Source organism: Rappaport israeli, from assembly GCF_001888055.1.
Lineage (GTDB): Bacteria > Pseudomonadota > Gammaproteobacteria > Cardiobacteriales > Cardiobacteriaceae > Rappaport > Rappaport israeli.
This window is the reverse complement of record NZ_LXHZ01000027.1, coordinates 27,450-51,563: the sequence shown is the minus strand read 5'-3', so window position 1 is coordinate 51,563 and position 24,114 is coordinate 27,450. Positions and strand designations below refer to the sequence as shown.

19 protein-coding genes and 6 pseudogenes are annotated in these 24,114 nt (G+C 44.7%); 11 read left to right on the top strand and 14 right to left on the bottom strand.

Annotated elements, in window-relative coordinates:
* Positions 1–9 precede the first annotated feature (9 nt).
* The 8 genes and pseudogenes from mutL (at position 10) to era (ending at position 8,329) form a co-directional block, all read left to right on the top strand.
* The gene (gene mutL / locus A5N84_RS08685; RefSeq protein WP_072282056.1) at positions 10–1,797 is read left to right on the top strand and encodes a DNA mismatch repair endonuclease MutL; all 1,788 of its coding nucleotides are present in this window, start codon (positions 10–12) and stop codon (positions 1,795–1,797) included.
* Positions 1,794–2,729 carry a tRNA (adenosine(37)-N6)-dimethylallyltransferase MiaA gene (gene miaA / locus A5N84_RS08680; protein ID WP_072282055.1) on the top strand — a complete coding sequence of 312 codons (936 nt, stop codon included), beginning with the start codon at positions 1,794–1,796 and terminating at the stop codon, positions 2,727–2,729. The genes mutL and miaA overlap by 4 nt, the downstream gene beginning before the upstream one ends.
* Before the next feature lie 96 nt (positions 2,730–2,825).
* A pseudogene (locus tag A5N84_RS08675) lies at positions 2,826–3,067 on the top strand (GlsB/YeaQ/YmgE family stress response membrane protein).
* A gap of 47 nt (positions 3,068–3,114) precedes the next feature.
* Entirely contained in the window at positions 3,115–3,894 is a 780-nt protein-coding gene (locus tag A5N84_RS08670) for a Rossmann-fold NAD(P)-binding domain-containing protein (RefSeq protein ID WP_072282054.1), read from the top strand.
* An 89-nt stretch (positions 3,895–3,983) separates the two neighbouring features.
* A pseudogene (lepA, locus tag A5N84_RS08665) lies at positions 3,984–5,778 on the top strand (translation elongation factor 4).
* Positions 5,779–5,799: 21 nt separating this feature from the next.
* Positions 5,800–6,747 (top strand): signal peptidase I, encoded by a 948-nt coding sequence (lepB, locus tag A5N84_RS12170; protein ID WP_072282053.1) that lies wholly within the window; start codon positions 5,800–5,802, stop codon positions 6,745–6,747.
* Positions 6,744–7,424 carry a ribonuclease III gene (gene rnc / locus A5N84_RS08655; RefSeq protein ID WP_072282052.1) on the top strand — a complete coding sequence of 227 codons (681 nt, stop codon included), beginning with the start codon at positions 6,744–6,746 and terminating at the stop codon, positions 7,422–7,424. The genes lepB and rnc overlap by 4 nt, the downstream gene beginning before the upstream one ends.
* Entirely contained in the window at positions 7,421–8,329 is a 909-nt protein-coding gene (era, locus tag A5N84_RS08650; RefSeq protein ID WP_072282051.1) for a GTPase Era, read from the top strand. The genes rnc and era overlap by 4 nt, the downstream gene beginning before the upstream one ends.
* 208 nt (positions 8,330–8,537) lie before the next feature.
* Here era and A5N84_RS08645 read toward each other — a convergent pair whose 3' ends face one another.
* Positions 8,538–8,843: a cell division protein ZapA gene (locus A5N84_RS08645; protein WP_072282050.1), complete on the bottom strand. Its 306-nt coding sequence runs from the start codon at positions 8,841–8,843 to the stop codon at positions 8,538–8,540.
* Entirely contained in the window at positions 8,836–9,252 is a 417-nt protein-coding gene (locus A5N84_RS08640; protein ID WP_143324902.1) for a hypothetical protein, read from the bottom strand. The genes A5N84_RS08645 and A5N84_RS08640 overlap by 8 nt, the downstream gene beginning before the upstream one ends.
* 97 nt (positions 9,253–9,349) lie before the next feature.
* On the opposite strand from A5N84_RS08640, the gene A5N84_RS08635 reads away from it, so the two are divergent.
* On the top strand, positions 9,350–9,859 hold the full coding sequence (locus A5N84_RS08635; protein WP_072282109.1) for a UPF0149 family protein: 510 nt from the start codon (positions 9,350–9,352) through the stop codon (positions 9,857–9,859).
* 11 nt (positions 9,860–9,870) lie between these two features.
* Here the strand turns inward: A5N84_RS08635 and rseP are convergent, their stop codons facing one another.
* From rseP to rpsB, 7 genes and pseudogenes are all read right to left on the bottom strand, one after another.
* Entirely contained in the window at positions 9,871–11,214 is a 1,344-nt protein-coding gene (gene rseP / locus A5N84_RS08630; RefSeq protein ID WP_072282048.1) for an RIP metalloprotease RseP, read from the bottom strand.
* A 14-nt stretch (positions 11,215–11,228) separates the two neighbouring features.
* A pseudogene (locus A5N84_RS08620) lies at positions 11,229–12,046 on the bottom strand (phosphatidate cytidylyltransferase).
* Between the two features lies 1 nt (position 12,047).
* Complete coding sequence (uppS, locus tag A5N84_RS08615) at positions 12,048–12,776, bottom strand: polyprenyl diphosphate synthase (RefSeq protein ID WP_072282045.1); 729 nt, start codon at positions 12,774–12,776, stop codon at positions 12,048–12,050.
* On the bottom strand, positions 12,776–13,333 hold the full coding sequence (gene frr / locus A5N84_RS08610; protein ID WP_072282108.1) for a ribosome recycling factor: 558 nt from the start codon (positions 13,331–13,333) through the stop codon (positions 12,776–12,778). The genes uppS and frr overlap by 1 nt, the downstream gene beginning before the upstream one ends.
* Positions 13,334–13,383: 50 nt before the next feature.
* Positions 13,384–14,109 carry a UMP kinase gene (gene pyrH / locus A5N84_RS08605; RefSeq protein ID WP_072282044.1) on the bottom strand — a complete coding sequence of 242 codons (726 nt, stop codon included), beginning with the start codon at positions 14,107–14,109 and terminating at the stop codon, positions 13,384–13,386.
* A 122-nt stretch (positions 14,110–14,231) separates the two neighbouring features.
* A complete protein-coding gene (gene tsf / locus A5N84_RS08600; RefSeq protein ID WP_078055684.1) occupies positions 14,232–15,194 on the bottom strand; it encodes a translation elongation factor Ts in 963 nt (320 codons plus the stop codon).
* A 114-nt stretch (positions 15,195–15,308) separates the two neighbouring features.
* Positions 15,309–16,147, bottom strand: a pseudogene (rpsB, locus tag A5N84_RS08595) (30S ribosomal protein S2).
* 160 nt (positions 16,148–16,307) lie between these two features.
* Here rpsB and map point away from each other — a divergent pair.
* Both map and A5N84_RS08580 read left to right on the top strand, forming a co-directional pair.
* Positions 16,308–17,095: pseudogene (gene map / locus A5N84_RS08590) on the top strand (type I methionyl aminopeptidase).
* Between the two features lie 198 nt (positions 17,096–17,293).
* On the top strand, positions 17,294–18,118 hold the full coding sequence (locus A5N84_RS08580; protein WP_072282042.1) for a TatD family hydrolase: 825 nt from the start codon (positions 17,294–17,296) through the stop codon (positions 18,116–18,118).
* Positions 18,119–18,165: 47 nt separating this feature from the next.
* Here the strand turns inward: A5N84_RS08580 and A5N84_RS08575 are convergent, their stop codons facing one another.
* The 5 genes and pseudogenes from A5N84_RS08575 to A5N84_RS08555 form a co-directional block, all read right to left on the bottom strand.
* Entirely contained in the window at positions 18,166–19,305 is a 1,140-nt protein-coding gene (locus A5N84_RS08575) for an ABC transporter ATP-binding protein (protein WP_198923907.1), read from the bottom strand.
* 22 nt (positions 19,306–19,327) lie between these two features.
* A pseudogene (locus A5N84_RS13670) lies at positions 19,328–20,940 on the bottom strand (alpha-amylase family glycosyl hydrolase).
* Positions 20,941–20,946: 6 nt separating this feature from the next.
* Positions 20,947–21,771: a carbohydrate ABC transporter permease gene (locus tag A5N84_RS08565; RefSeq protein WP_072282041.1), complete on the bottom strand. Its 825-nt coding sequence runs from the start codon at positions 21,769–21,771 to the stop codon at positions 20,947–20,949.
* 1 nt (position 21,772) lies between these two features.
* On the bottom strand, positions 21,773–22,684 hold the full coding sequence (locus A5N84_RS08560) for a carbohydrate ABC transporter permease (RefSeq protein WP_072282040.1): 912 nt from the start codon (positions 22,682–22,684) through the stop codon (positions 21,773–21,775).
* Between the two features lie 46 nt (positions 22,685–22,730).
* Complete coding sequence (locus tag A5N84_RS08555) at positions 22,731–24,002, bottom strand: ABC transporter substrate-binding protein (RefSeq protein WP_072282039.1); 1,272 nt, start codon at positions 24,000–24,002, stop codon at positions 22,731–22,733.
* Between the last annotated feature and the right edge of the window lie 112 nt (positions 24,003–24,114).

Genomic DNA, 24,114 nt, shown 5'->3' with positions numbered 1-24,114 from the left:
CACTAAAGCATGGCAAGAATTCAACCGCTCCCTAATGCACTGATTAACCAAATCGCCGCAGGAGAAGTTATCGAGCGCCCCGCATCGGTTGTAAAAGAGCTGGTTGAAAATGCCATAGACGCGCACGCCACCCAAATTGACCTCGACCTCGAAGACGGTGGCAGCGCGCTAATTCGCGTACGCGATAACGGGCATGGCATCATCGCTGAAGATCTCCCTTTAGCGTTTGCCACCCACGCCACCAGCAAAATCCGCACCTTCGATGACCTAGAACACATCCAAACCTTAGGATTTCGTGGCGAAGCACTCCCCAGCATCGCCTCCGTTTCTAAAACCACACTCATCAGTCGCCATAAAGATAGCGACCTCGCCTACCGCATTATCCCTCATATCAGCGATATCCCCAGTCCAATCGCCCACCCTATCGGCACCACCATTGAAATCCGCGACCTTTTCTACAACACCCCAGCACGCAAAAAATTCCTCAAATCTGAACGCACCGAACGCTACCATATCCAGCAACTCATCGCCCGCCTAGCGCTAAGCCATCAAAGCTTAAGCCTCACCCTAAATCATCATAGTAAACCCCTCTGCCACTATACAGGCAACACCCCAGAAGAACGCCTAATCAGCGTCATGGGTGAAGATATGCTCGAACAATCCATTCCCATTGAAGCCACCAACGCCCACCTACGCTTATGGGGCTGGGTTGGGCTACCCACCTACACCCACAGCCAAACCGACAAACAACATTTTTTTATCAATCAACGCATGATTCGCGATAAAGTCATCGTTCATGCCATCAAACAAGCCTATCAAGACGTCTTACACAAAAGCGCTCATCCCATCTTTGTACTCCACCTTGAACTCCCACCAGATTGGATTGATGTTAATGCCCATCCCGCCAAACATGAAGTCCGCTTTCGTGAACCACGGCTTACCCACGATTTTATCTACAGCACCCTCAATCATGCCCTGCGGGGAACACGCCTACCCAGCGCGCCACAACCTCTGCCAACTCAACCCACCCCTCCTGCATCTCAACCCAACATACCGCTCTCCCTAAGCACAAAATCTGCAAACTACCCCCCATCTTATTCCGCCACAAAAAACCCAACGCCTAGCTTGGCTGAAACCCGCCATTACTATCAATGGGCACAAAGCATTCCCACTCCTCCCCCATCTCCTACACCCTCGCCCAGCCCTCAATCCCATGATCATCCCCTAGGCTATGCCATAGGACACATCCACCACATCTTTATCCTCGCACAAAACCAGCAAGGACTTATTCTCGTAGACACCCACGCCGCTCACGAACGTATTCTCTACGAACGCCTAAAAGCCCAACTACACAGCCACAGCATTGCTCGCCAACATCTCCTTATCGCCCAAACCCTCGACCTCACCCCCGAACAAAGCGAAGCCTACATCCAACACCAGCCCACCCTTGAGCGCCTTGGCTTTGACCTCACGCTAGAAAACGACATCCTCACCATTGACGCCGTTCCCGAACGCCTCAAACGCGCTGATATCAGCACCCTTTTACAAGACCTTCTAACCGAACTCAGCCAATACCCCTCCAGCACCCAACTCGAACACCTCCATCATCAAATCCTCTCCACACTCTCCTGCCACAAAGCCATCCGTTGTGGCGACCCCCTAAGTCTAAGTGAAATGAACCAACTCCTGCGCGACCTCGAACATACCCCCGCCTCCGCCCAATGCAACCATGGACGACCCACATGGATCGCATTAAGCATCGACCAACTCAATCAATTTTTTATGCGCGGACAATGAACCCAAAACCTCTCGTCATCATTCTAGGGGCAACCGCCTCAGGCAAAACCGAACTTGCACTCACACTTGCCCAGCACCACCCAAGCCAACTCATCAGTGTAGATTCCGCGCAAATCTACCGCCATATGGACATAGGCACCGCCAAACCCGACCGCCAAACCCTACAACAACACCCACACGCCCTCATCGACCTCATCGAACCCGAACAAACCTACAGCGCCGCCCAATTTTGTCGCCAAGCCCAGCAACACATCCAACAAGCGCATCAACACAACCGCCTCCCCATACTTGTAGGAGGCACCATGCTCTACATTCATGCCCTACTTGGCGGATTAGACGACCTCCCCCCAGCAAACCCCCAAATCCGCGCAAAAATTGAAGCAGAAATCGCCACCATTGGACTAACCGCCATGCACGACAAACTAGCCCAATACGACCCCATCAGCGCCGCCAAAATTGCCCCAACCGACCGCCAACGCCTTATCCGCCTACACGAACTCTACCAACTCACCCACACCCCACCCAGCCAACTCTTCACCCAATCCCCCCAACCCCCTAACTGGCACATCACCGCCATCGGACTCTATCCCGAACGCGCAGTTCTTCACCAGCGCATTAAACAGCGCTTTCATCAAATGCTCAAACAAGGATTTATTGATGAAGTCGCCCAACTCAAAGCCCGCCCAAACCTTAGCGCCGACCACCCCTCCATGCGCAGCGTTGGTTACCGCCAACTCTGGCAATATCTTGAAGGACAACACTCTTTAAATCAAGCCATCGAACTTGGCATTATCGCCACCCGCCAACTTGCCAAACGCCAAATTACATGGATGCGCAACCGCCTACAAATCCAACTAGAGCTTCCACTTATCGACCCCAATCAAACAAACCCCCTCACCCACATTCTTAACCGCTTAGAGTTCAACAAATAAACTCAACCCAGCCCTTAAAATTGTGTACAATGCGCCAGCGTTAAAGGCAAACCCCTTTAACCCAAATCTAAATACACAATACACACGGAGAACAACATGGGTATTATTATTGGTCTACTTATTGGCGCCATTGCAGGCTGGCTTGCAGGACAAATTATTAAAGGGCGCGGATTTGGCGTACTTGGTAACATCGTAGTAGGGGTTATCGGTGCAGGAATTGGTAGTTTTATCTTTACCCTTCTAGCATCAGCGCCAGCAACATCATCGGCTCAATTTTAAGCGCCACCATTGGCGCAGTTGTTTTACTCGCCATTATTAGCGCAATTAAACAAAAATAACCAGTAACAAAGCGCCCTTGAGGCGCTTTTCTCTTTCTTAGAAACGCATGCACAGCAAACCCATTTTAAGTCTTATCGGTTGCGGTTGGCTTGGGCGCCATCTCATTAGCGCACTCACCCCTTATTTCACCCTACAAGCGACCACACAAAGCGCGCAAAGCGCTCAAACCCTCCCCATTCCTACCCACATCTACGACTGGCGCAAAGACCCACTGCCCACCCCTTTAATCTCCAGCCACTACACCCTCATCGCCATTCCACCCAGTGCAGGCGGATATTGCAATTATCCTCAACACACCGCACGCCTTGCCAAACAACTGCGCTCCCTCCCAGCCAACCGCCTCACTTTCTTGATTAGCTCCACCAGCGCCTATCCCGACGACGCTGGTCATTATGATGAAAACAGCGCGCCCGACCCCCAAAGTCCAATCTACCAAGCAGAACAACAACTCTTAAACACTCTTCCCAATAGCCTCATTCTCCGTTGTGGTGGACTTTTTGGCGATAACCGCCTCAGCGGCAGCAAATATTATGGACAAACTAGCGAAATTACCGACAAACCCCTCAATCTAATTCACCATCAAGACATCGCCAACGCCATCCTAGCGCTTTACCAACACCCACCCACCCTGCCACAAACCTATAACCTCGTACATCCCGAACATCCTAACAGGCATCACTACTACCAAGCCCAAGCAAAACTGCGCCAACAACCGCTCCCACAATTTATCAACAAAACAAAAGAACCTAAACGCTTAATCCATGCGCAAAAAATTACCCAGCACACCCCTTTTACCTATCAACATCCTCCCACTCAAAGCACCTAACACCCCAGTAACTCCCCATTTTCTGATAGTATTCAAGCGCCTTATTTGCTACAATCCGCCGCCTTTAAGATTACAGTTCTAGTGGGTTTATGCAGCATATTCGCAACTTCTCAATTATTGCCCATATTGACCATGGCAAATCAACCTTATCTGACCGCTTCATTCAAACTTGTGGCGGACTAAGCGAACGGGAAATGTCCGCTCAAGTCCTAGACTCCATGGATATAGAGCGCGAAAGAGGTATTACCATTAAAGCGCAAAGCGTCTCTTTAAATTATCAAAGCAAAAACGGACAACACTATCAGCTTAACTTCATCGACACCCCAGGGCATGTGGATTTTTCCTACGAAGTCTCGCGCTCACTATATGCCTGCGAAGGCGCTCTATTAGTAGTTGATGCCGCCCAAGGTGTTGAAGCACAATCTGTTGCTAACTGCTATACCGCCATCGAACAAAATTTAGAAGTTCTCCCTGTCCTCAATAAAATAGACCTTCCCTCAGCAGACCCCATCAAAGTCATGCAAGAGATAGAAGATATTATTGGACTAGATACCACCGACACCCTGCAAGTGAGCGCCAAAACAGGGATTGGCATTGACGAACTGCTAGAACAACTGGTTGAAAAAATCCCCCACCCAAGGCGACCCTAACGCGCCTGCCAAAGCACTGATTATTGACTCATGGTTTGACCCCTATGTTGGCGTTGTCTCCCTCGTTCGTATCTTTGATGGCTCTTTAAGCAAACGACAAAAAATGCGTGTTATGAGTACTGGCGATGAACATCTCATTACCAAAGTGGGAGTATTCACCCCAAAACCCATCGAACGCGACACCCTACATGCAGGCGAAGTTGGGTTTATTATCGCAGGCATTAAAGAAATTAACGGCGCGCCTGTTGGCGATACCCTAACCGATGCTGCCCACCCCACAACTGAAAGTCTACCAGGATTTCGCAAAGTACAACCGCGCGTCTTTGCTGGACTTTTCCCCATTGAATCTGAAGATTATGAAAATTTACGCGAAGCACTTGCCAAACTCTGCCTAAACGACGCCTCATTATTTTTCGAACCTGAAACCTCACAAGCGCTAGGGTTTGGTTTTCGTTGCGGGTTTTTGGGAATGTTGCATATGGAAATCATCCAAGAACGCCTAGAGCGTGAGTATAATCTTGATCTTATCACCACCGCGCCTACCGTGGTCTATCAAGTGCAAAAATCTGACGGGAGCGTCATTGAAATTGATAATCCCAGCAAACTTCCCCCTACCAATGAAATTGATGAAATCCGCGAACCCATTATTACCGCCAACATCCTCGTTCCTGAAGAACATCTCGGTTCAGTGATTGGTTTATGTATTGAAAAACGGGGAACGCAAAAAGATATGCAATATACTGGCTCACAAGTTCAGCTAAAGTTTGAACTGCCTATGAGCGAAGTGGTTTTAGATTTTTTCGATCGCCTCAAGTCAGTGAGCCGCGGATTTGCCTCCTTTGATTATGAATTTAATCGGTTTCAACCTGCCAATCTCGTGCGTCTTGACGTCTTGATTAACGGCGATAAGGTCGATTCTCTATCGACTATAGTCCACCGCGAACTTGCCCAACAGCGCGGACGTGAGCTAGTAGAACGAATGAAAGAGCTAATTCCAAGACAAATGTTTGAAGTTGCCATTCAAGCAGCCATCGGCACACACATCATCGCGCGCTCAACTGTAAAAGCCATGCGCAAAAACGTGCTGGCTAAATGCTATGGTGGCGACGTCTCACGAAAGCGCAAACTTCTTGAAAAACAAAAAGCAGGTAAGAAACGTATGAAGCAAGTTGGTAGCGTTGACATCCCACAAGAAGCTTTCCTTTCGGTATTAAAAGTTGATCATAAAAACTAACTAAAAATCTAAGGACTATTTATGAATGCCCTCACGCAACATTTTGAACTTCTTCTGACCTTAGCCGTATTCATCTGCTTGATTTTTTATATTATTGATGGTCTAACCTACCGCAAAATGCGCAACGCCCTTTATCAACGTTTTTTGCAACAAAATACTACCGAAGAAGACCAAAAACACTATCTTGGGCGTCTAGGTATCCTTCATCAAAAAAATCTACCTGAAAAGTCTAAAGCACACATCAAACAGATTACGCAAAAACTCATTTCAAATCAACCTATTGAAAAAGAAGAACTTTATTGGCTCAAACGCCCCGTCTATCCAAAAGAAAAATTTATAGAATTTTTTAGTGGTATGTTTTGGGTGTTATTTATCGTGTGGTTTGCACGTTCTTTTGTTTACGAGCCCTTTAAAATTCCCTCTGCCTCTATGGAACCGACTTTACAAGCGGGTGATTTTATTCTTGCAAATAAATTTACCTATGGAATTCGCCTGCCTGTTTTGCATAAAAAAATTATTGAAACTGGAGCAGTAAAACACGGTGATATCATTGTTTTTAACTACCCACGCGATGAAAAAATCAAATACATCAAACGTGTTATTGGTCTACCAGGAGATAAAATCCGCTTTGACAGCGGACGCGTATGGATTAATGACCAAGAACAACCCTTCACCCCTATTGGAGAGAACAATAATTTTAGCCAATTTACTGAAACGCTAAATGGCAAAAATCATCTTGTTCAATTTAGCAATAATCCCTACCAACGCATCTTGCTTGCCAATGAAATCACCGTCCCACCTGCGCATTATTTTGTCATGGGGGATAACCGTGATAACTCACAAGATAGCCGTTTTTGGGGATTTGTTCCTGAAGAAAATCTAGTTGGTAAAGCAGTCCTCATTTGGCTAAATAGTGATTGTTTATTAGCTCGTGGACACTGTGGACGAATTGGCACCTCTTTAAAATGATACAACATCAAAAAGACCTAGAAGCGCAAATTGGCTATCGCTTCAAACAACCCGAATTTCTAACGCAAGCGCTTACGCATCGAAGTTATAACAGCATACACAACGAGCGCCTTGAATATTTAGGCGATGCCCTACTGGAAACCATCATCAGTGTTTGGCTTTATCGCTATTATCCCAATGCGTCAGAAGGTGATTTAACCCGCCAACGTGCAAGTATTGTAAAAGGTGCGCAACTAGCAAAAATCGCCTCACATCTCAACCTTGGGCAATTTATTCGTCTAGGCAGTGGAGAATTAAAAACAGGAGGCGCAACGCGTAGCTCGACGCTTGCTAATACATTAGAAGCCATCATTGCCGCTATTTATCTAGACAGCAACTATGATGAATGCGAGCGCACCACCTTGGCATTATTTGAACGCACGCTCACCAATCTTCCCGACGCCGCCAGTCTTAAAGACCCAAAAACTCAATTGCAAGAGCTCTTACAAGGACAAGGTATGGCTACCCCAAAATATGTCATCACCAAAGAAAGCGGGCCCGAGCATCGCCGTCAATTTCATATCACCGCAACAACAGAACATTATCAGGTGCAGGCGGTTGATTACAGCCGTAAAAAAGCAGAACAGCAAGCCGCGCAAATTCTTCTGAACCTCTATAATCCCAAGAGTAAATCATGAGCACACAATCTGGATACATCGCCATCATCGGTCGCCCAAATGTCGGCAAATCAACGCTTATCAATCACCTTCTTGGGCAAAAAATTGCCATTACCTCCAACAAACCACAAACTACTCGCCATGCGCTTTTAGGAATCCATACGGTAGGCAACGCACAAATGGTTTTTGTCGACACCCCTGGCATCCATCAAAACAGTAAAAAAGCCATTAACCGACATATGAATCGAGCTGCTTGGCAAAGTATGGATTTTGTTGATTTAATCGTTCAAGTTAGCGAAGTAAACCGCTGGACAGAAGAAGACGATTATGTCTGCCGTGGAATTGCGCAAATGCCCCAGCCTAAACTCCATATCCTAAATAAAATTGACCGCTTAAAAGATAAAAGCCGACTGTTCTCCCAACTTGAACACATTCAAGCACAAAAAACCAACTGGCAAGAAATCATACCCGTATCCGCTCAAAATGGGCGCAATCTTGATGCCGTCGAACAAAGCCTTTTGCGTTATCTTCCCAAACAACAATGGCTTTTCCCAGAAGAACAAATCACTACCGCCAGCATGCGCTTTATTGCAGCAGAGACCATTCGTGAAAAACTCTTTCGTTATCTTCATCAGGAACTACCTTACGAACTTGGCGTTATCATTGAGCGCTACGTTGAAGAAGGCAACCTCATCATTATAGACGCGACCATCATGGTCGAACGTCCCAGTCAGAAAGGTATTGTAATCGGCAAAGGCGGTAAAACCCTTAAACTAGTTGGACAACGTGCGCGTGAAGACCTAGAAAAAATCCTTGAACAGAAAGTCCTATTACGCACTTGGGTTAAGGTTAAAGAAAATTGGCGCGATGACGAGCAAATCATCAACAGCATGGGCTATAGTGACGCCCAACTCCCTAATAAATAATCTTATTTCATCGCTTATAAAAAAGTGCCAGCAACACCGCCAGCGCTTGCTCTAACATACGATGGATTATATTAAACGCAAAAAATAAATACATTCTAACCGCTGATGATATGCGCTTATCAGTCTTAGAGACTCAACAAAATAAGAGCGATTTTAAAAATCGCTCACTCAATTAATCCTTAAAACAACCCCCTACATTAAAGGAAAATCACTCCTTATATTCATTTATCGCCATATCCAAAGCGCTCAACAACCGTTCACTCACCTGATTAACCGTTGAAACCTCATTAGCGAATGTTTGTCTATCCTGATACAGCTCAAACGCCATCTGAAGTCCGCCAAAAATAACCAACCGCTCCAGCGTCAATTTTGGATTATCTCGCCGAATTTCTGTTAGCTTTTGATTAAACGCCTCAGCCGCTTCTAACAACACATTGCGCTCATGCACCTCACACATTAGCGGATAACTATTCTCTAAAATCTGCAATGTAACCTTAATTTTTTCCTTACTCACCGCACACTCCTCTCACCCGCTCAATTAAAATCTCATGATGCGCTTCTAACGTCTTTAATTTATGCTCCAACGCCTCAATTTTCTCCTCAGACTCTTTTTTTTGCATTGCTAGAGCTTGAGTCTGTTCTTGTTTTAGTGCTTCTAGCACACGTTCTTGCTCTTCATTCGTTTGCTTAAACTTATTCTGCCAAGTTTGCTCTAATTGCTCAATCGCTGTTTTTTTATCAGAAAGCACAGTCTCTAAGCGCTGTTGGAAAGATTGTTCAGCATCAGAAGACTTCTCCTCCAACTTACGATATTTTTCTACCAACTGTTCATGGTCTTTTTGCAGGCGTCGCCACCTTTTCAGCAGCAGTGTCGCCTGTTTTTCCACCCTTTTTAGTTCATCAATATGTAATCTCTCTTGCACCAAAGTGACACCTCATCTAATCATTTAAAAAAGCGCCAGCATAACCAGCGCATAATCGCTTATACTATCACCTTTTAAAGTAATGCAAAAAAATCTCATGAACACACCAATAGACTATAACACCCTAGCCCAACATATTTATCATCAACAATGGTGGTTTACCCCCAGCGAATGCCACGGATTACTGACCGCATTATTATGCTTTAAGCAAAAAAATCACTATTCCAACCTATTGTTTACCCAAGCACTCGAACCTAAAACACAAACCCTATTCACCCAACTCATACAAAATATAGAAACCGCGCTGCAAAGTAACGACCTCAACTATCAGCTTTTATTACCTGAAGACAATGTAACGCTTAGCCAGCGCGCCCAAGCGCTTACCGAATGGACAAAAGGCTTTCTCCTTGCCACTCATCATGCACAACAAAACGCCTCAAATATCAAACTCGATGAAGATTGCCAAGAATTTATCACTGACTTACAAAGCGTCATGGAACTTGAAATCAATCTACCTGATAGCGAAGACAATCAACGCCTTCTCACCGAAGTAGAAGAACATTGTCGCATGGGCGCACTCCTGCTCTACGCCACCCTAAACCGCTAATTTCTCCATCTCTACCACAAATAGCGATGCAAGTCTTTGAGCACCACAAATGCCATAAATCCCATCACTAATGCACCCCCTAAGCGATACGCCCACTGCGTTGCACGCTCACTCAGTGGCTTACCGCGCACCATTTCCAAGGCATTAAATAGCATATGCCCCCCATCTAACATCGGAATAGGTAATAAATTAATCGCCGCCAATGACAAACTAACCACCCCTAAAAAATTTATAAATGCAGCCCATCCAATTTGCAACGTTTTCCCCGCTGCATCTCCAATGGTAATTGGGCCGCCCACATTATCCAAAGACACCTGCCCCATTATCATGCGCGCGAACATATCAAAAGTTAACCGCACATAATAGAAAGTCTTTTCCACCCCCTTAACCAAAGACGCCATCACCCCATAGCGCTCCACACGTTCATAAGCACTCACATCCACCGCCTGCCAACGCACCCCTAAAAGTCCACTAGGTGCCTTCGCGCCCTCCATCTGCTGTTGCCCAATCACGCCAGAAAGCACCAAATGCTCATTATTTCTAAGCACCGTAAAACTCGCTTGCGCATTAGGCAAACGCGCAATCTTCTCGCCAATACGAATCAAATCAACCCGTTGCCCATTCATCGCCACAATCTCATCCCCTACCTCAAAGCCCATCTCACTTGCTGCTGAGCCTTCAACCACCTCCGCCACCACCGCAGACAACCATTCATCCACCAGATAAAGCCCCAACACCTCATCCAAATGCAATTCATCGCCTGCTTTTAGTCCTGATAAATCCAAATGCGCCACCGCAGGCGCGCCCTCACGCACATACTCCACCGCCACCATTTCATGTCCAGCACCTGTAAAAGCCACATGCGCATCAAGCGCTAACTTCACAGCCTTTCCATCAACCCGCGTAATCACATCACCTGATTGCAAACCCGCTTCAGCCGCCAAACCTTGAGAAGCAACATAAGCCACCTCAGGCGTTAGCCCGCGCACCCCAAACAAAAACAACACCGCAAATGCCAGCACTGCAAAGACCAAATTGACAAAAGGACCAGCAAAAGCAATCAAAAATCGCTGCCATGGCGCCTTACCCTTAAACGTCTGCCCGATTTCCGCCTCGCTTACCTCCTCCTCATCAGACTCCCCATACATCTGCACAAAACCACCTAAAGGAATAGGCGCTAATGTATAAAGCGTGCCCTCCTTCTTACCACGATAAGTCAAAATAGCTTTCCCAAAGCCCAATGAGAAACGCAAAATCCGAACCCCAAACAAACGCGCCACATAAAAATGCCCCCACTCATGAATCGTAACCAAAAATCCAATTGTCACCAAAAAGCCTAATAACCCCCACACCATAAAACTACCTCAACTTATAAGAAATCCGCCAATGCAAACCAAGTTGCCCACAACACAATGCTTGGCAACCAACTATCAATTCTATCCATCATTCCACCATGACCAGGAATCAATTGACTACTATCTTTCAACCCACAGCGTCTTTTAAGCGCACTTTCAAACAAATCCCCCAAAGTTGCATACACCACCACCACGCTCGTATAGATAATAAAAAACCACTGATAACGCGCCATATTTGTTAACCACACAAACACAAAAGCCGCCAACAAAGCCACCGCTACCCCACCCCAAAACCCCTCACGCGTTTTTTCGGCGAAATTGTAGGCGCAAGCGCCACCTTACCCAACGACTTCCCGCAGAAATAAGCCCCAATATCAGCGCTCCACACAATCACAAACAACCCCATCAACCCCACCCCCCCCAATCGTTGCCAGATCAACTTCACCGCCATAGCAAATGCCAACAACACAATCGCACCCACCACCAGCAACACCCTATCAGCAATAGGCAGAGCTTCCGTGCGCGCATAAAAGCGCAACCAAAGAGGCACAATAGCCAACCAAAAAAGCGCCACCGCTGATAACAGCATTGCCACCAACATAGGGTCAACACGAGGCAAAATATACATCATCAAAGCGCTTAGCACAGACACCACAGCAGCAAACCCCCACTGCATTTTTAAATCCAACTGCACAAATCGCGCCCATTCCCGCGCTGCAAATAACACAATCATCCCCCAAAAAGCGCAAAAAAATAGCGCATTGAAATACACCAACGCCACATAAAATACAGGCGCAATAACCAGCGCCGATAAAATCCGAACCTTTAACATATCATCCTCTTTGCGTTAAAGCGCCAAAACGCCTCTCCCGCGTTGCATATACCGCCAACGCCTGCTTAAAATCTGCCTCAGCAAAATCTGGCCACAGCGTATCGGTAAAATATAGCTCTGCATACGCCATCTCCCAAAGATAAAAATTAGACAACCGCATTTCACCACTACTGCGAATTAACAAATCGACCGCTGGCAAATCCGCTATAGGACGCGCTGCGGCAAATGCCTGCTCATCAATTGACTCAATCTCTAACTCCCCTCTTTTTACCGCCTTTGCCAACGTCTTCGCCGTTTCAGTAATTGCCCAGCGCCCACTATAATTAAGCGCCAAAACCACCTGCATCGTCTCACACGCTCGTGTTAAATCTTCTGCCCGCTCAATCGCTGCAACCAATTCTGCAGGCAACCCCAAGCGATTGCCCAACATGCGAAAACGAATCCCCTTTTCAACCATCGTTTCCACCTCTTCAGCAATCGTTTTAAGCATCAAATGCATTAACACACCCACCTCATGCCTAGGACGGCGCCAATTTTCTGTACTAAAGGCAAACAAACTCAACACCGACACCCCCAGCTGTGCGCTCAACGTCATCACCTCACGCACCGTCTCGCGCCCTGCCTGATGTCCAAAAGTTCGTGGCATTTTCTGTTTTTTTGCCCAGCGCCCATTGCCATCCATAATAATCGCCACATGCGCTGGCACAGAATCAGACGCCGAAGCACTCATTACATCTCCATCAATTCTTTTTCTTTTTCATCTAAAAGCGCATCAATTTCAGCAATATATTTATCCGTTAATTTTTGCACCTCCGCCTCTGCACGACGCTCATCATCCTCAGAAATCTCCTTATCTGTTACCAGTTGCTTAATATTTTGATTACTATCTCTGCGAATATTTCGCACAGCCACCTTCGCCTGCTCACCTTCAGCACGCACAATTTTCACCATATCCTTACGTCTTTCCTCAGTTAAAGGGGGTAAATTAATATGAATATTTTGCCCAGCTGTATTAGGCGTAATCCCCAAATCAGAATTAATCAACGCCTTTTCAATCACCTTCACCATATCTTTTTCCCAAATTTGAATCATCAGCGTGCGATGATCTGCCACAGACACATTTGCCGCCTGCGATAAAGGCACCATAGAGCCGTAATATTCAACCTCAACATGGTCAAGCAAACTTGCATGCGCACGCCCTGTACGAATTTTAGTTAAATCCTGCTCAAAATTCGCCACCGATTTTTTCATCCGCACTTGTGCATCATTTAAAATAGTTTCTAGCATAAAAATCACCTCACTTAAACAATCAAAATAGAATAAAAAGACATTCAAAATCAGGCATGAATAACCGTGCCTACACAATCTTCCAACACCGCGCGCACAATCTCACCCTCTTTTGTCATATCAAAAACCACCAACGGCATCTCATTTTCCTGACACATCACAATAGACGTTGCATCCATCACCTGAAGCCCATCAACCAATACCTGCTGATAGCTCAAATGCTCATATTTTACCGCATCATCATAGCGTTTAGGGTCTTTTGAGTAAACACCATCTACCTTAGTCGCCTTTAACAGAGCATCCACCTCCAATTCAATGGCGCGCAAACTTGCCGCTGAATCAGTTGTAAAAAAAGGATTTCCCGTTCCTGCTGCGCAAATCACCACCCGCCCTTTTTCCAAATGGCGAATTGCTCGCCTACGGATATAAGGCTCACAAATCTGATCAACCGTTAAAGCCGAAAGCACCCGCACATCAACAGAAATTTTCTGCAACGCATCCTGCATCGCCAAAGCATTCATCAACGTCGCCAACATCCCCATATGGTCGCCCGTTACCCGCTCCATACCCAAAGCCGCCAACTGCGACCCGCGAAACAAATTCCCACCCCCAATAACAATTGCCACCTCCACACCAGCAGCGCATAACTGCCCAATTTCTGCGGCAATCCGATTAATCGTCATCGCATCTAATCCAAAAGACTGATGCCCCATTAACACCTCACCGCTCATTTTTAGTAACACACGACGGTACTTTAACGCTTTTTTATCTGCCACCTTAACTTCTCCTTACCAATAAAATCTTATACCTTTACCTAAAATCATCACGCCAACAGCTCAAACCAGCTGTCGCCGAGTTTATTTTTTGCGATAAATTTTTACATCCTTGCCTAACAAACTCAATTAACCCATCTAGCAAAGCGCATAACTGGCAAAAAAAACCGCCGTATAAACGGCGGTCTTAATCTCTTGCTACTCAAATTATTGACCTTTACTTGCGCCATAACATCAGCAACAAAATCAGTCTCTTCTTTTTCAATACCTTCACCAAGCTCATAGCGCACATAACTAATTACTTTAGCGCCATGCTCTTTGAGCAATTGTTCAATAGTAATATCACCATTTTTAACAAATTTTTGCCCTAGTAAGGTAACCTCACCAAACAATTTTTTCATCGCCCCTTCAACCATTTTCTCAATGATATTATCAGGCTTACCGCTTTGCTCAGCTTTAGCGCGGTGGATTTCATTTTCCTTGTCTAAAAAATCTTGAGGCAAAGACTGCGCATCTAGCGCCACAGGATTAAAAGCTGCGATATGCATTGCGATATCCCGCGCCAAATCCACATCTCCACCTTCTAATTCCACCAACACCCCGATTTTTTGACCATGCAAATAGCTTCCGACCACCCCACTGGTTGAGACAAGCGTCGTAAAACGACGAATCGTCATATTCTCACCAATCTTAGCAATCAAAGCGCGACGCTTTTCATCTACACTCACACCTGCTTCAAATTCTTTTGCACTTAAAGCCTCAACATCTACCACATTATCTTGCTCAACAATTTCAGCTAAGCGCTTAGCAAAGTTTTGAAAATCATCGCCCATCGCGACAAAATCAGTTTCGCAATTTGCTTCTAGCATAGTTACGCGCTTATTGTCTTTGCTCGCAGCGGTTACAATCGTTCCCTCTGCCGCAACACGACTGGCTTTTTTATCTGCTTTAGCCAAACCTGTTTTGCGCATATGCTCAATTGCAGCTTCAATATCGCCATTGGTTTCTTGCAATGCTTTTTTACATTCCATCATGCCAGCGCCAGTGCGCTCGCGTAATTCTTTTACCTGTTGGGCAGAAATTGCCATAATTCACTCCTTAATCTTTTAATCTTGCAATTATTGCTAACTGCTTCATCTAAAAAATAAAAAATTCTAAAGCGCCTCTTTGCATTAACAAAAAGACGCATTCCATTAACAGACTTAAGCTTGTTCGTCTTGCTGATTTTCTTCTGATTGTACAGAGGCTTCTTGCTCAGCAGGCGCATTTTCCTGCACTTTTTCTTCCTGCACTTTTTCTTCCTGCGCTTTTACCACCTCTTCTAGCGATTTCTCCGCATTTTCACGCCCACCAGTTGTTACACTTGCTTTTGCCTCACTAATTGTTTTAGCAACCGCATCAACATACAAACGAATCGCGCGCACTGAATCATCATTCCCAGGGATAATGTAATCCACGCCATCAATCTTATTATTGGTATCAACAATTCCAACCACAGGAATGCCTAATTTTTTCGCTTCTTTAATGGCGATATGCTCATGTCCCACATCGACTACAAACAACACTTCTGGCAATTGACGCATATTGCGAATCCCTGCTAATGAGCGCTCTAGTTTTTCACGCTCACGCTCAAGCATAATCACTTCTTTTTTAGCTAATTTATTAAAAGTGCCATCTTCACCCATTTTTTCAATCGCTTCTAAACGAGAAATTGATTGGCGAATGGTTGAAAAATTCGTCATCATACCGCCTAACCAGCGGAAATTAACATAAGGCATGCCACAGCTTGTAGCTGCTTTTTCAATCGCTTCACTAGCGCTACGCTTTGTACCAACAAACATGACACGACCGCCATTTGACACAATCGCGCTAATAAAATTAAGCGCATCATTAAGCATCGGTACAGTTTGCTCTAAATTAATAATATGAATATCACCCGTTTGCCATAGATATAAGGAGCCATCTTTGGATTCCAAAAACGGGTGCGGTGACCAAAATGTGCGCCAGCTTCAAATAATTCGCGCATGCTAACAGAACTCATAATCTTCTCCATAAATAAAGGGTTAAGCCTCCAAACGCCCCAAAATCTTACTTATTTTCATAAGCACCCAAGATTGTGTGTCGACGTTTGTGTGTTTTAGGTTGCCTTATTGGCGCGGGATTTATAACATAGACGTCCATTTCAAATCAATTTATTTCTTATGGCTATTACCATCTACCCCCCAGAAGCATTTGCAAAAATGCGCGTTGTTGGACGTCTTGCTGCCGATGTTCTCGATATGATTACGCCTTATGTGGTTGCAGGTGTGAGCACCGAATCACTAGATACTCGCATGCAACGCTATATCGAAGAAACACAAAATGCCGTTAGCGCCTGCCTAGCTATGGCTACCCGCCTTTTCCCAAAGCCACTTGCATTTCAGTTAATCATGTTATCTGCCATGGTATCCCTTCTCAAAAAACACTTAAAAACGGCGATATCGTTAATATCGACGTTACTGTTATTAAAGAGGGTTATCATGGCGACACCAGTCGCATGTTTATCGTAGGTAAACCCTCAGTCCTTGCCCAACGCTTAGTCGATACCACCTACGAATGCCTTTACCGTGGCATAGAGGTTGTCAAACCCGGAGCAACTTTTGGCGATATAGGACACGCCATCCAAACACATGCCAATGCACAACGTTTTTCTGTTGTCCGTGATTTTTGCGGCCATGGAATCGGCAAAAACTTTCATGAAGAACCACAAGTGATGCACTACGGTCAACCCAACACTGGCGCAACACTTAAAGAAGGCATGATTTTTACTATCGAACCCATGATTAACGCTGGTGGTCATCAAATGAAAATATTAAAAGATGGTTGGACAGCTGTTACACGCGACCGCTCCCTCTCCGCCCAATGGGAACACACCCTAGGCGTTACCAAAGATGGCTATGAAATTTTTACCTACAGCGCAAAAGAGCGCGAGCGCTTCAACCTAAACTAATATAAACCAAGGAATTTTTATGCTTACGCAAATTGGCACAGCACTTGTTGGCGTATTTTTTATCTACATGTTGTTTAAAAGCAAAGACAACATCAAAACACTCTTTCAGCGAAGCCAAGAGGCGCCCCAACACTGGGGCACTTTCGCCTTTCTTATGACCATTTTAGTCATTTTTGTTTATTTTCTTATCAAATTATAATGCGCGCGCCCTACCCATTAATTGATATTGGCTGCAATCTCACCAGCCCAAGATTACTTCCTAATCTCGCACAAATCCTCAGCTCAGCGCAAGGCGCAGGCGTTGTCAAACAAATCCTCACAGGCACAGACCTCATCAGCAACGAACAAGCGCTCACGCTTGCCAACCAATATCCAGAGCTTTACGCCACCACAGGACACCATCCACATCATGCCAATGATTGGCACCCCAAACGCCATCCCATTGCCATTCAAGCGCTTGCCCGTCATCCGCGCGTCGTTGCTATCGGGGAAACGGGACTAGACTACCACCGCAATCTCGCCACCCCCACCAATCAGCGTAAAAGCTTCAACGCTCAATTAGAGATTGCCAAAACCGTTGGCAAACCTGTGTTTTTGCACGAACGCCACGCCGCCGATGATTTTTTCACTATCCTTACCCCTGCCCTTCCAGAATTACAAGGCGCCGTTTGGCATTGCTTTACAGGCAATTTAGACCAATTGCACAAAGCCCTTGAACTTGGATTATATATTGGCATTACGGGTTGGATTTGCGACCCCGAGCGTGGACAATCCCTGAGAAATATCGTCCACCATATCCCTGATAATCGCCTAATGATAGAAAGCGATGCGCCCTACCTTACCCCCAAAACCTTAACCCCTACACCGCGCACCAACGAACCTCAATATCTACCAGAAGTTTTGCGCGCACTCGCCCAATGTCGCCAACAAAATCCACAAACACTCGCTCAACTTATCTATGAAAACACTCAGCGATTTTTCCGCCTCGAACAAATCCCTGCTCCTGAACATACCCCACACTAAGAGCGAACTAACATCAACACAGCCAGTTTTATCAACACTAGAATTTTTTACATACAAATATAGAACATAATTTTAAGATTCAAATTCTTCACCCACAGCGCCATAACGTCGCGTAATAGATACGCCATTCTCATTAAATAAATGCGTTTCGTTAGGTGAAAATAAAACCCCACACGTTCACCCACCTTGTAACTTTCTTTCCCACGTAACCGCGCTACTAATAAATGTTCCCCAGGAATACGAATATAGGCAAATTGCGATTCTCCTAATTTCTCTATAATCTCAATTTCTCCATTTAACACGGCATTATTCATCGTCGTGAGGCGAATATGTTCAGGACGAATTCCCAAAGTTGTCGCAAATCGAGCATTTGTACCACGCAAAAATGGCAAATCCAATTGATATTCATCAGAAAAGTGCACTCGCAAGACTTGCTCACTAATTCGCTCAGCTTTTACAGGTAAGAAATTCATCTTGGGTGAGCCAATAAATCCAGCAACAAACTTATTAGCTGGATGATGGTATAACGTCAGTGGCTCTCCTACCTGTTCTAAATATCCATCACGCAACACTACAATGCGATCAGCCAATGTCATCGCCTCCACTTGGTCATGCGTTACATAAATTGTCGTGCTGTTCATACTTTTATGCAACTTCGCTAGTTCTAAACGAGTTTGCACCCGTAGCGCGGCATCTAAATTTGATAATGGTTCATCTAAGAGAAAAACTTTTGGCTTACGAACCAGCGCTCGCCCAATCGCCACGCGCTGTCTTTGTCCACCTGATAACTGACGTGGTAGGCGGTCAAGTAAAGGCTCTAATTCTAAAATTTTTGCCACCTCACGGACTCGCGCATCTACTGTTTCATGCGCCGTTTTAGCTAGTTTCAAACCAAACGCCATATTGTCATACACCGTCATATGCGGATAAAGGGCATACGACTGAAACACCATCGATACCCCTCGTTTGGCAGGAGGCAAATCATTGACTAACTCATTATCAATATAAAGCTCACCCGAGGTAATATCCTCCAGACCAGCAACCAAACGTAATAAAGTAGATTTACCACAACCTGACGGACCAACAAATACTACAAATTCACCCTCTTCAATACTTAGATTAATATTGTGAATCGTCTCAACCTTATCAAAACTCTTATGGATATTTTTCAGCACCACGCTACTCATCAATGCCCCCTTTATATCATTTTCATACAATACTAATAAACACAGCTTGCCAAGGCGCTATTTGTATCTGAGTTTTCTCTAGTTGCTCTTCTAATTGTTCAAAACCAGACACAGATAGCAATTGCTCATTATCTTGCAAGATAATTTCATGCATCTGATTAGACAGATTGAATATACAGCGCACTTTTTCCTGCTCTAGTGTTCGCTCGAAAACCAATAAATCTTTAGCATAACCTTCTAAAAACATCATATCGCCATAACGTAATACCGCTTGTTTTTTCCGCCAATTTAAAAACCGCCTCACTCGATTAAGCGTACTATTAAACTGCTTATCTTGCAGACTCACCGCATAAGGGGTTTGCGCACTATCATGGGGCAGCCATGCTTCTAGGCTACCAAAACCATGGTCAGGCGCATCACTCCACACCATTGGCGTACGACAACCATCACGACCTTTAAATTCAGGCCAAAATTCTATGCCATAAGGGTCTTGTAAAGCCTCATAGGGCACAGTCGCCTCAGGCAATCCTAACTCTTCCCCTTGATATAAACAGCTTGAGCCACGCAATGTTGTCATTAAAGCAATCAACGTTACTGCTGCCTGAGGCGTATCCTCTAATTCCCAACGACTCATCACTCTCATCACATCGTGATTAGACAATGCCCAATTAGCCCAACATTTTTCATCAATTTTTTCTACTTGTTCACGAATATAAGCTACATCATGTTGCTTATGCATCAACGCAAAACTATAGGCCATATGCAAACGCTTATCCCCTGTATATTCACTCATTGCTTTAGGCACATCAGCCACTGCGCCCAATTCACCCACTGTCGTTGTCTGCCCAAATTCATCCATCAAAGCGCGTAATCTTTCAATAAACAGTAAATTTTCTGGTCGATTAATGTTATAAATTGTTTGCTGCATTGCATAAGGATTCTCATCTGGAATCCCATTGACCTTGTCTTTGCTGTTGCAGGTGGATTATCACGCAATAATTTATCATGCGTATACATATTAACTGTATCCAAGCGAAAACCATCCACACCAGCCTCTAGCCAAAATCGTGCGACTGCCAACATTTCCTTACACACGCGCTCGTTATGAAAATTCAAATCAGGCTGCGAAGTAAGAAAATTATGTAAATAATACTGCCTTCGTCCTGCATGCCATTGCCAAGCACTGCCTCCAAAAATTGATAGCCAATTATTAGGGGGAGTTCCATCTGCTTTTGGATTACTCCACACATACCAATCCGCCTTATCATTTTCTCGACTTGCGCTGCTTTCAATAAACCATGGATGCTTATCAGACGTATGAGATAAAACCAAATCAATCAAAACTTTAATTCCATACTCATGAGCTTTCTCAATTAAGCGATAAGCCTCTTGTAAGTCTCCAAACATTGGATCAACATCGCAATAATCTTGCACATCGTAGCCAAAGTCTTTCATGGGCGACGGGTAAAATGGCGACAACCAAATAGCATCTACTCCAAGAGAAGCAATATAAGGTAATTTCTCAATGATTCCCGCCAAATCACCAATTCCATCCCCATTTTTATCCATATAGCTACGCGGATAGATTTGATAAATTACACCACCACGCCACCACTGTTTATTGACTTCTCTCATAATAAACTATCCTTTTACCGCTCCTGCGGTAAGTCCTGAAATAATCTTACGTTGAAAAATGACCACTAAAATCACCAAGGGTAGGGTTACAATCACTGAAGCTGCCATAATATTCCCCCAAGGCAACTCATATTTTGACCCTCCACTAATTAATGCAATCGCTACAGGCACAGTACGAACATCATTTGATAAGGTAAATGTTAGCGCAAATAAAAACTCATTCCATGCCGCGATAAACGCCAGCAATCCTGTTGTTACCATTGCCGGCCACATTAATGGCATAAACACTAATCGAATGACCTGTGCTGGCGTTGCCCCATCCACAAATGCGGCTTCCTCAAGCTCCTTAGGCAGCTCTCGCATAAAAGTCGTCAATACCCACACTGTAAAGGGCAACGTCAACATAATGTTAGCCATCACCAATCCAGGCAAAGTATTGTATAAACCAAAATAACGCACTAATTCAAACATCCCTGAAAGAACTGCCACTTGAGGAAACATAGAGACTGATAAAATCGTTAATAATAACGTTGCTCGTCCGCGGAATTTAATTCGACCCAAAGCATAAGCAGCCATCAGCCCGATAAATAAAGAAATTACCACCACCGAACAAGCAACCACCACTGAATTTAAAATATTGCGCGCAAAAGGCTGTTTTAAAAACACATTGCGATAATTTTCTAAATCAAACGACTCAGGAAAATAATTGACACTAAACAGTGCCGAGCCATGCTCAAAAGACGTCAGAATTGCATAATAAAATGGGAATAATGCTACGATTGACACCCCAATAATCAACATATAGAACGCTATTTTTTTTACGCCTGCCATGTCATTCTCCGCTTAATTTTACCCGCCCAATAACCAAATAAGCTACCGTAATCAAAGCAATAATAATCAGTAGAAGCGTTGCTGCTGCCGACCCATAACCCACATCCTGAAAGTCCACCAACTGCTGTCTAGCATAAACGCTCATCGTCATTGTTGTTTGACTGTTTGAGGTCAACACATAAATTAAATCAAAAATCCGCAAGGCATCTAATGCGCGAAAAATCACCGCTACTGCAATAGCAGGCTTAATTAACGGCAACGTCACCTTCCAAAACACTTTCAAGGGATGAATTCCATCAACGCGTGCGGCTTCATAGCAATCCTTAGGCAACATTTGTAATCCCGTCAAAATAAGTAGCGCCATAAACGGTGTCGTTTTCCATACATCAACCATCACCACTGCCCACATCGCCGTATCAGGCGAAGCTGTCCAAGCAATTGGTGCACTAATCAAACCAATATCTAAAAGAATACTGTTAATCACTCCGAACTGATCATTTAACATCCACCCCCAAATCTTAGCGCTCACTACCGTTGGGATAACCCATGGCACTAAGATAATCGCGCGCAACAGTCCACGCCCCTTAAAATTCTGATGAATAATCAGCGCAATCATTAGTCCAAATATTGTTTCTAGTGCCACAGAAATTACTGCAAACCAAACTGTGTTATAAACTGACCGCCACCAAAGCCTGTCACTTAAAAGCCCGCCCCATTCTTGATTGTAGTAATTTGCCAAGCCAATAAAATGACGTTCACTATCCGCCACCAACGTTGCATCAGTAAAACTCAACCAAATTGTACGCAATAGTGGCCAACCTGCTGCAAACACTAAAGTAATCAACATTGGCGTTAAAAAAATCCAAGCTGAGCGTATTCTAGATCGATTCAAAGTATTATGTTTTGCACTCATTTTATACCTTCATCAAACAGCAGATAGACCACTAATTTAAAAGCTCTTACCAACCACGTTTTTTAATTGCGTTTAGCTGTGTTTCCAAAGCATTAAGCGCCGTAGCCGCATCACTATTTCCTGCTAATACGCTGTGAGTCGCCTCCCAAAAAGCATTCGATACTCGATTATATTTACCTTTTGTTACGTCAGAGGGGCGCGCTACTGCATTAGTAAAGGTGTCATACAACTCTGCAAAAAAAGGATTAGCCGCTAATATTTCAGCATCTTCATACAATTCTGGATAAGTAGGATTGTAACCCCCTACAATTGCTCGGCGTTTTTGCTCTTCTTTTGAGGTTAAAAACATCACCAAATCCGCTGCGATTTCAGGGTGGTTAGAATATTTTGATACAGCCAATTGCCAGCCACCTAAAGTAGCACTCCCAACCATTGTTGGTTCATTAGACGGCAAAACGCTCACGCCAACTTTTCCTTTGATAGGGCTTTCGCTACTATTTGCCAATGCCCACGCGTACGGCCAACTCCGCATAAAAACCGCATAGCCTGACTGGAATGTTCCGCGCGCTTCTTCTTCTGCATAATTTAATACCCCTTGTGGCGCAATATCGCCAATCCAAGAGGCTACCTTATCTAAAGCCTCAATGGCTTGCGCGTTATTAACGCTAACATTGCCTTGCGCATCAACAATCGTGCCACCCCCAAAACTTGAAATCCATTCCAGCGCATTACAAGTCAATCCTTCATACGCCTTCCCTTGAAACACAAAACCCTGCATCTTATTATTGCCATCTTGTTGTTCTGCTTTCATAACAGCGCGAGCCGTCTCTGCCAACTCATCCCATGTTTTTGGCGCTTCAAAACCATATTTTTCCAATAAATCTTTGCGATAATACAGTAGCCCTGCATCTGTAAACCAAGGCATTGCCTTTAATTCCCCTTCCACCGTGTTATTTTGCACAATCGAATCAAAATGCTCTTTTTCAATACCATTTGTAAACGGTTTTAAATCAATAAAATGCGAACCTAAAATTCCTGGCCAGACCACATCTACCTGAAACACATCCACATCACTGGCTTTATTCGCCAGCAATTGCTGGAATAAGGCCAATTGCTCATTCGTATCATTTGGCGTTGAAACAATATTCACCGTATGCCCTGTTTTCTCTTCCCACGCTTTTGCACCCTCACGACAAACCTCACGCTCTGAACCCACCGCACCACAGCTCAATGAAATCGTCTCTCCCATAACCATTGAGCTTATTCCAGATAACACCAACCCACTGATTATTTTATATTTAACATTAAACCCAAACATCTCCATCCTCCTTTTTTAAATATTATTAATTAATAACTAGCGATAATATTTTATCTCTCCATTATCTGTCAAGCTCAATATGTTCAATACTGTGAAAAGTGCCCTTCGATAG

Bases quoted from the DNA above. Each gene is read 5' to 3' on its own strand.
- mutL (WP_072282056.1), top strand. From the start codon at position 10: ATGGCAAGAATTCAACCGCTCCCTAATGCACTGATTAACCAAATCGCC.
- miaA (WP_072282055.1), top strand. From the start codon at position 1,794: ATGAACCCAAAACCTCTCGTCATCATTCTAGGGGCAACCGCCTCAGGC.
- A5N84_RS08670 (WP_072282054.1), top strand. From the start codon at position 3,115: ATGCACAGCAAACCCATTTTAAGTCTTATCGGTTGCGGTTGGCTTGGG.
- lepB (WP_072282053.1), top strand. From the start codon at position 5,800: ATGAATGCCCTCACGCAACATTTTGAACTTCTTCTGACCTTAGCCGTA.
- rnc (WP_072282052.1), top strand. From the start codon at position 6,744: ATGATACAACATCAAAAAGACCTAGAAGCGCAAATTGGCTATCGCTTC.
- era (WP_072282051.1), top strand. From the start codon at position 7,421: ATGAGCACACAATCTGGATACATCGCCATCATCGGTCGCCCAAATGTC.
- A5N84_RS08635 (WP_072282109.1), top strand. From the start codon at position 9,350: ATGAACACACCAATAGACTATAACACCCTAGCCCAACATATTTATCAT.
- rseP (WP_072282048.1), bottom strand. From the start codon at position 11,214: ATGGTGTGGGGGTTATTAGGCTTTTTGGTGACAATTGGATTTTTGGTT.
- uppS (WP_072282045.1), bottom strand. From the start codon at position 12,776: ATGAGTGCTTCGGCGTCTGATTCTGTGCCAGCGCATGTGGCGATTATT.
- frr (WP_072282108.1), bottom strand. From the start codon at position 13,333: ATGCTAGAAACTATTTTAAATGATGCACAAGTGCGGATGAAAAAATCG.
- tsf (WP_078055684.1), bottom strand. From the start codon at position 15,194: ATGGCAATTTCTGCCCAACAGGTAAAAGAATTACGCGAGCGCACTGGC.
- A5N84_RS08580 (WP_072282042.1), top strand. From the start codon at position 17,294: ATGCGCGCGCCCTACCCATTAATTGATATTGGCTGCAATCTCACCAGC.
- A5N84_RS08575 (WP_198923907.1), bottom strand. From the start codon at position 19,305: ATGAGTAGCGTGGTGCTGAAAAATATCCATAAGAGTTTTGATAAGGTT.
- A5N84_RS08565 (WP_072282041.1), bottom strand. From the start codon at position 21,771: ATGGCAGGCGTAAAAAAAATAGCGTTCTATATGTTGATTATTGGGGTG.
- A5N84_RS08560 (WP_072282040.1), bottom strand. From the start codon at position 22,684: ATGAGTGCAAAACATAATACTTTGAATCGATCTAGAATACGCTCAGCT.
- A5N84_RS08555 (WP_072282039.1), bottom strand. From the start codon at position 24,002: ATGTTTGGGTTTAATGTTAAATATAAAATAATCAGTGGGTTGGTGTTA.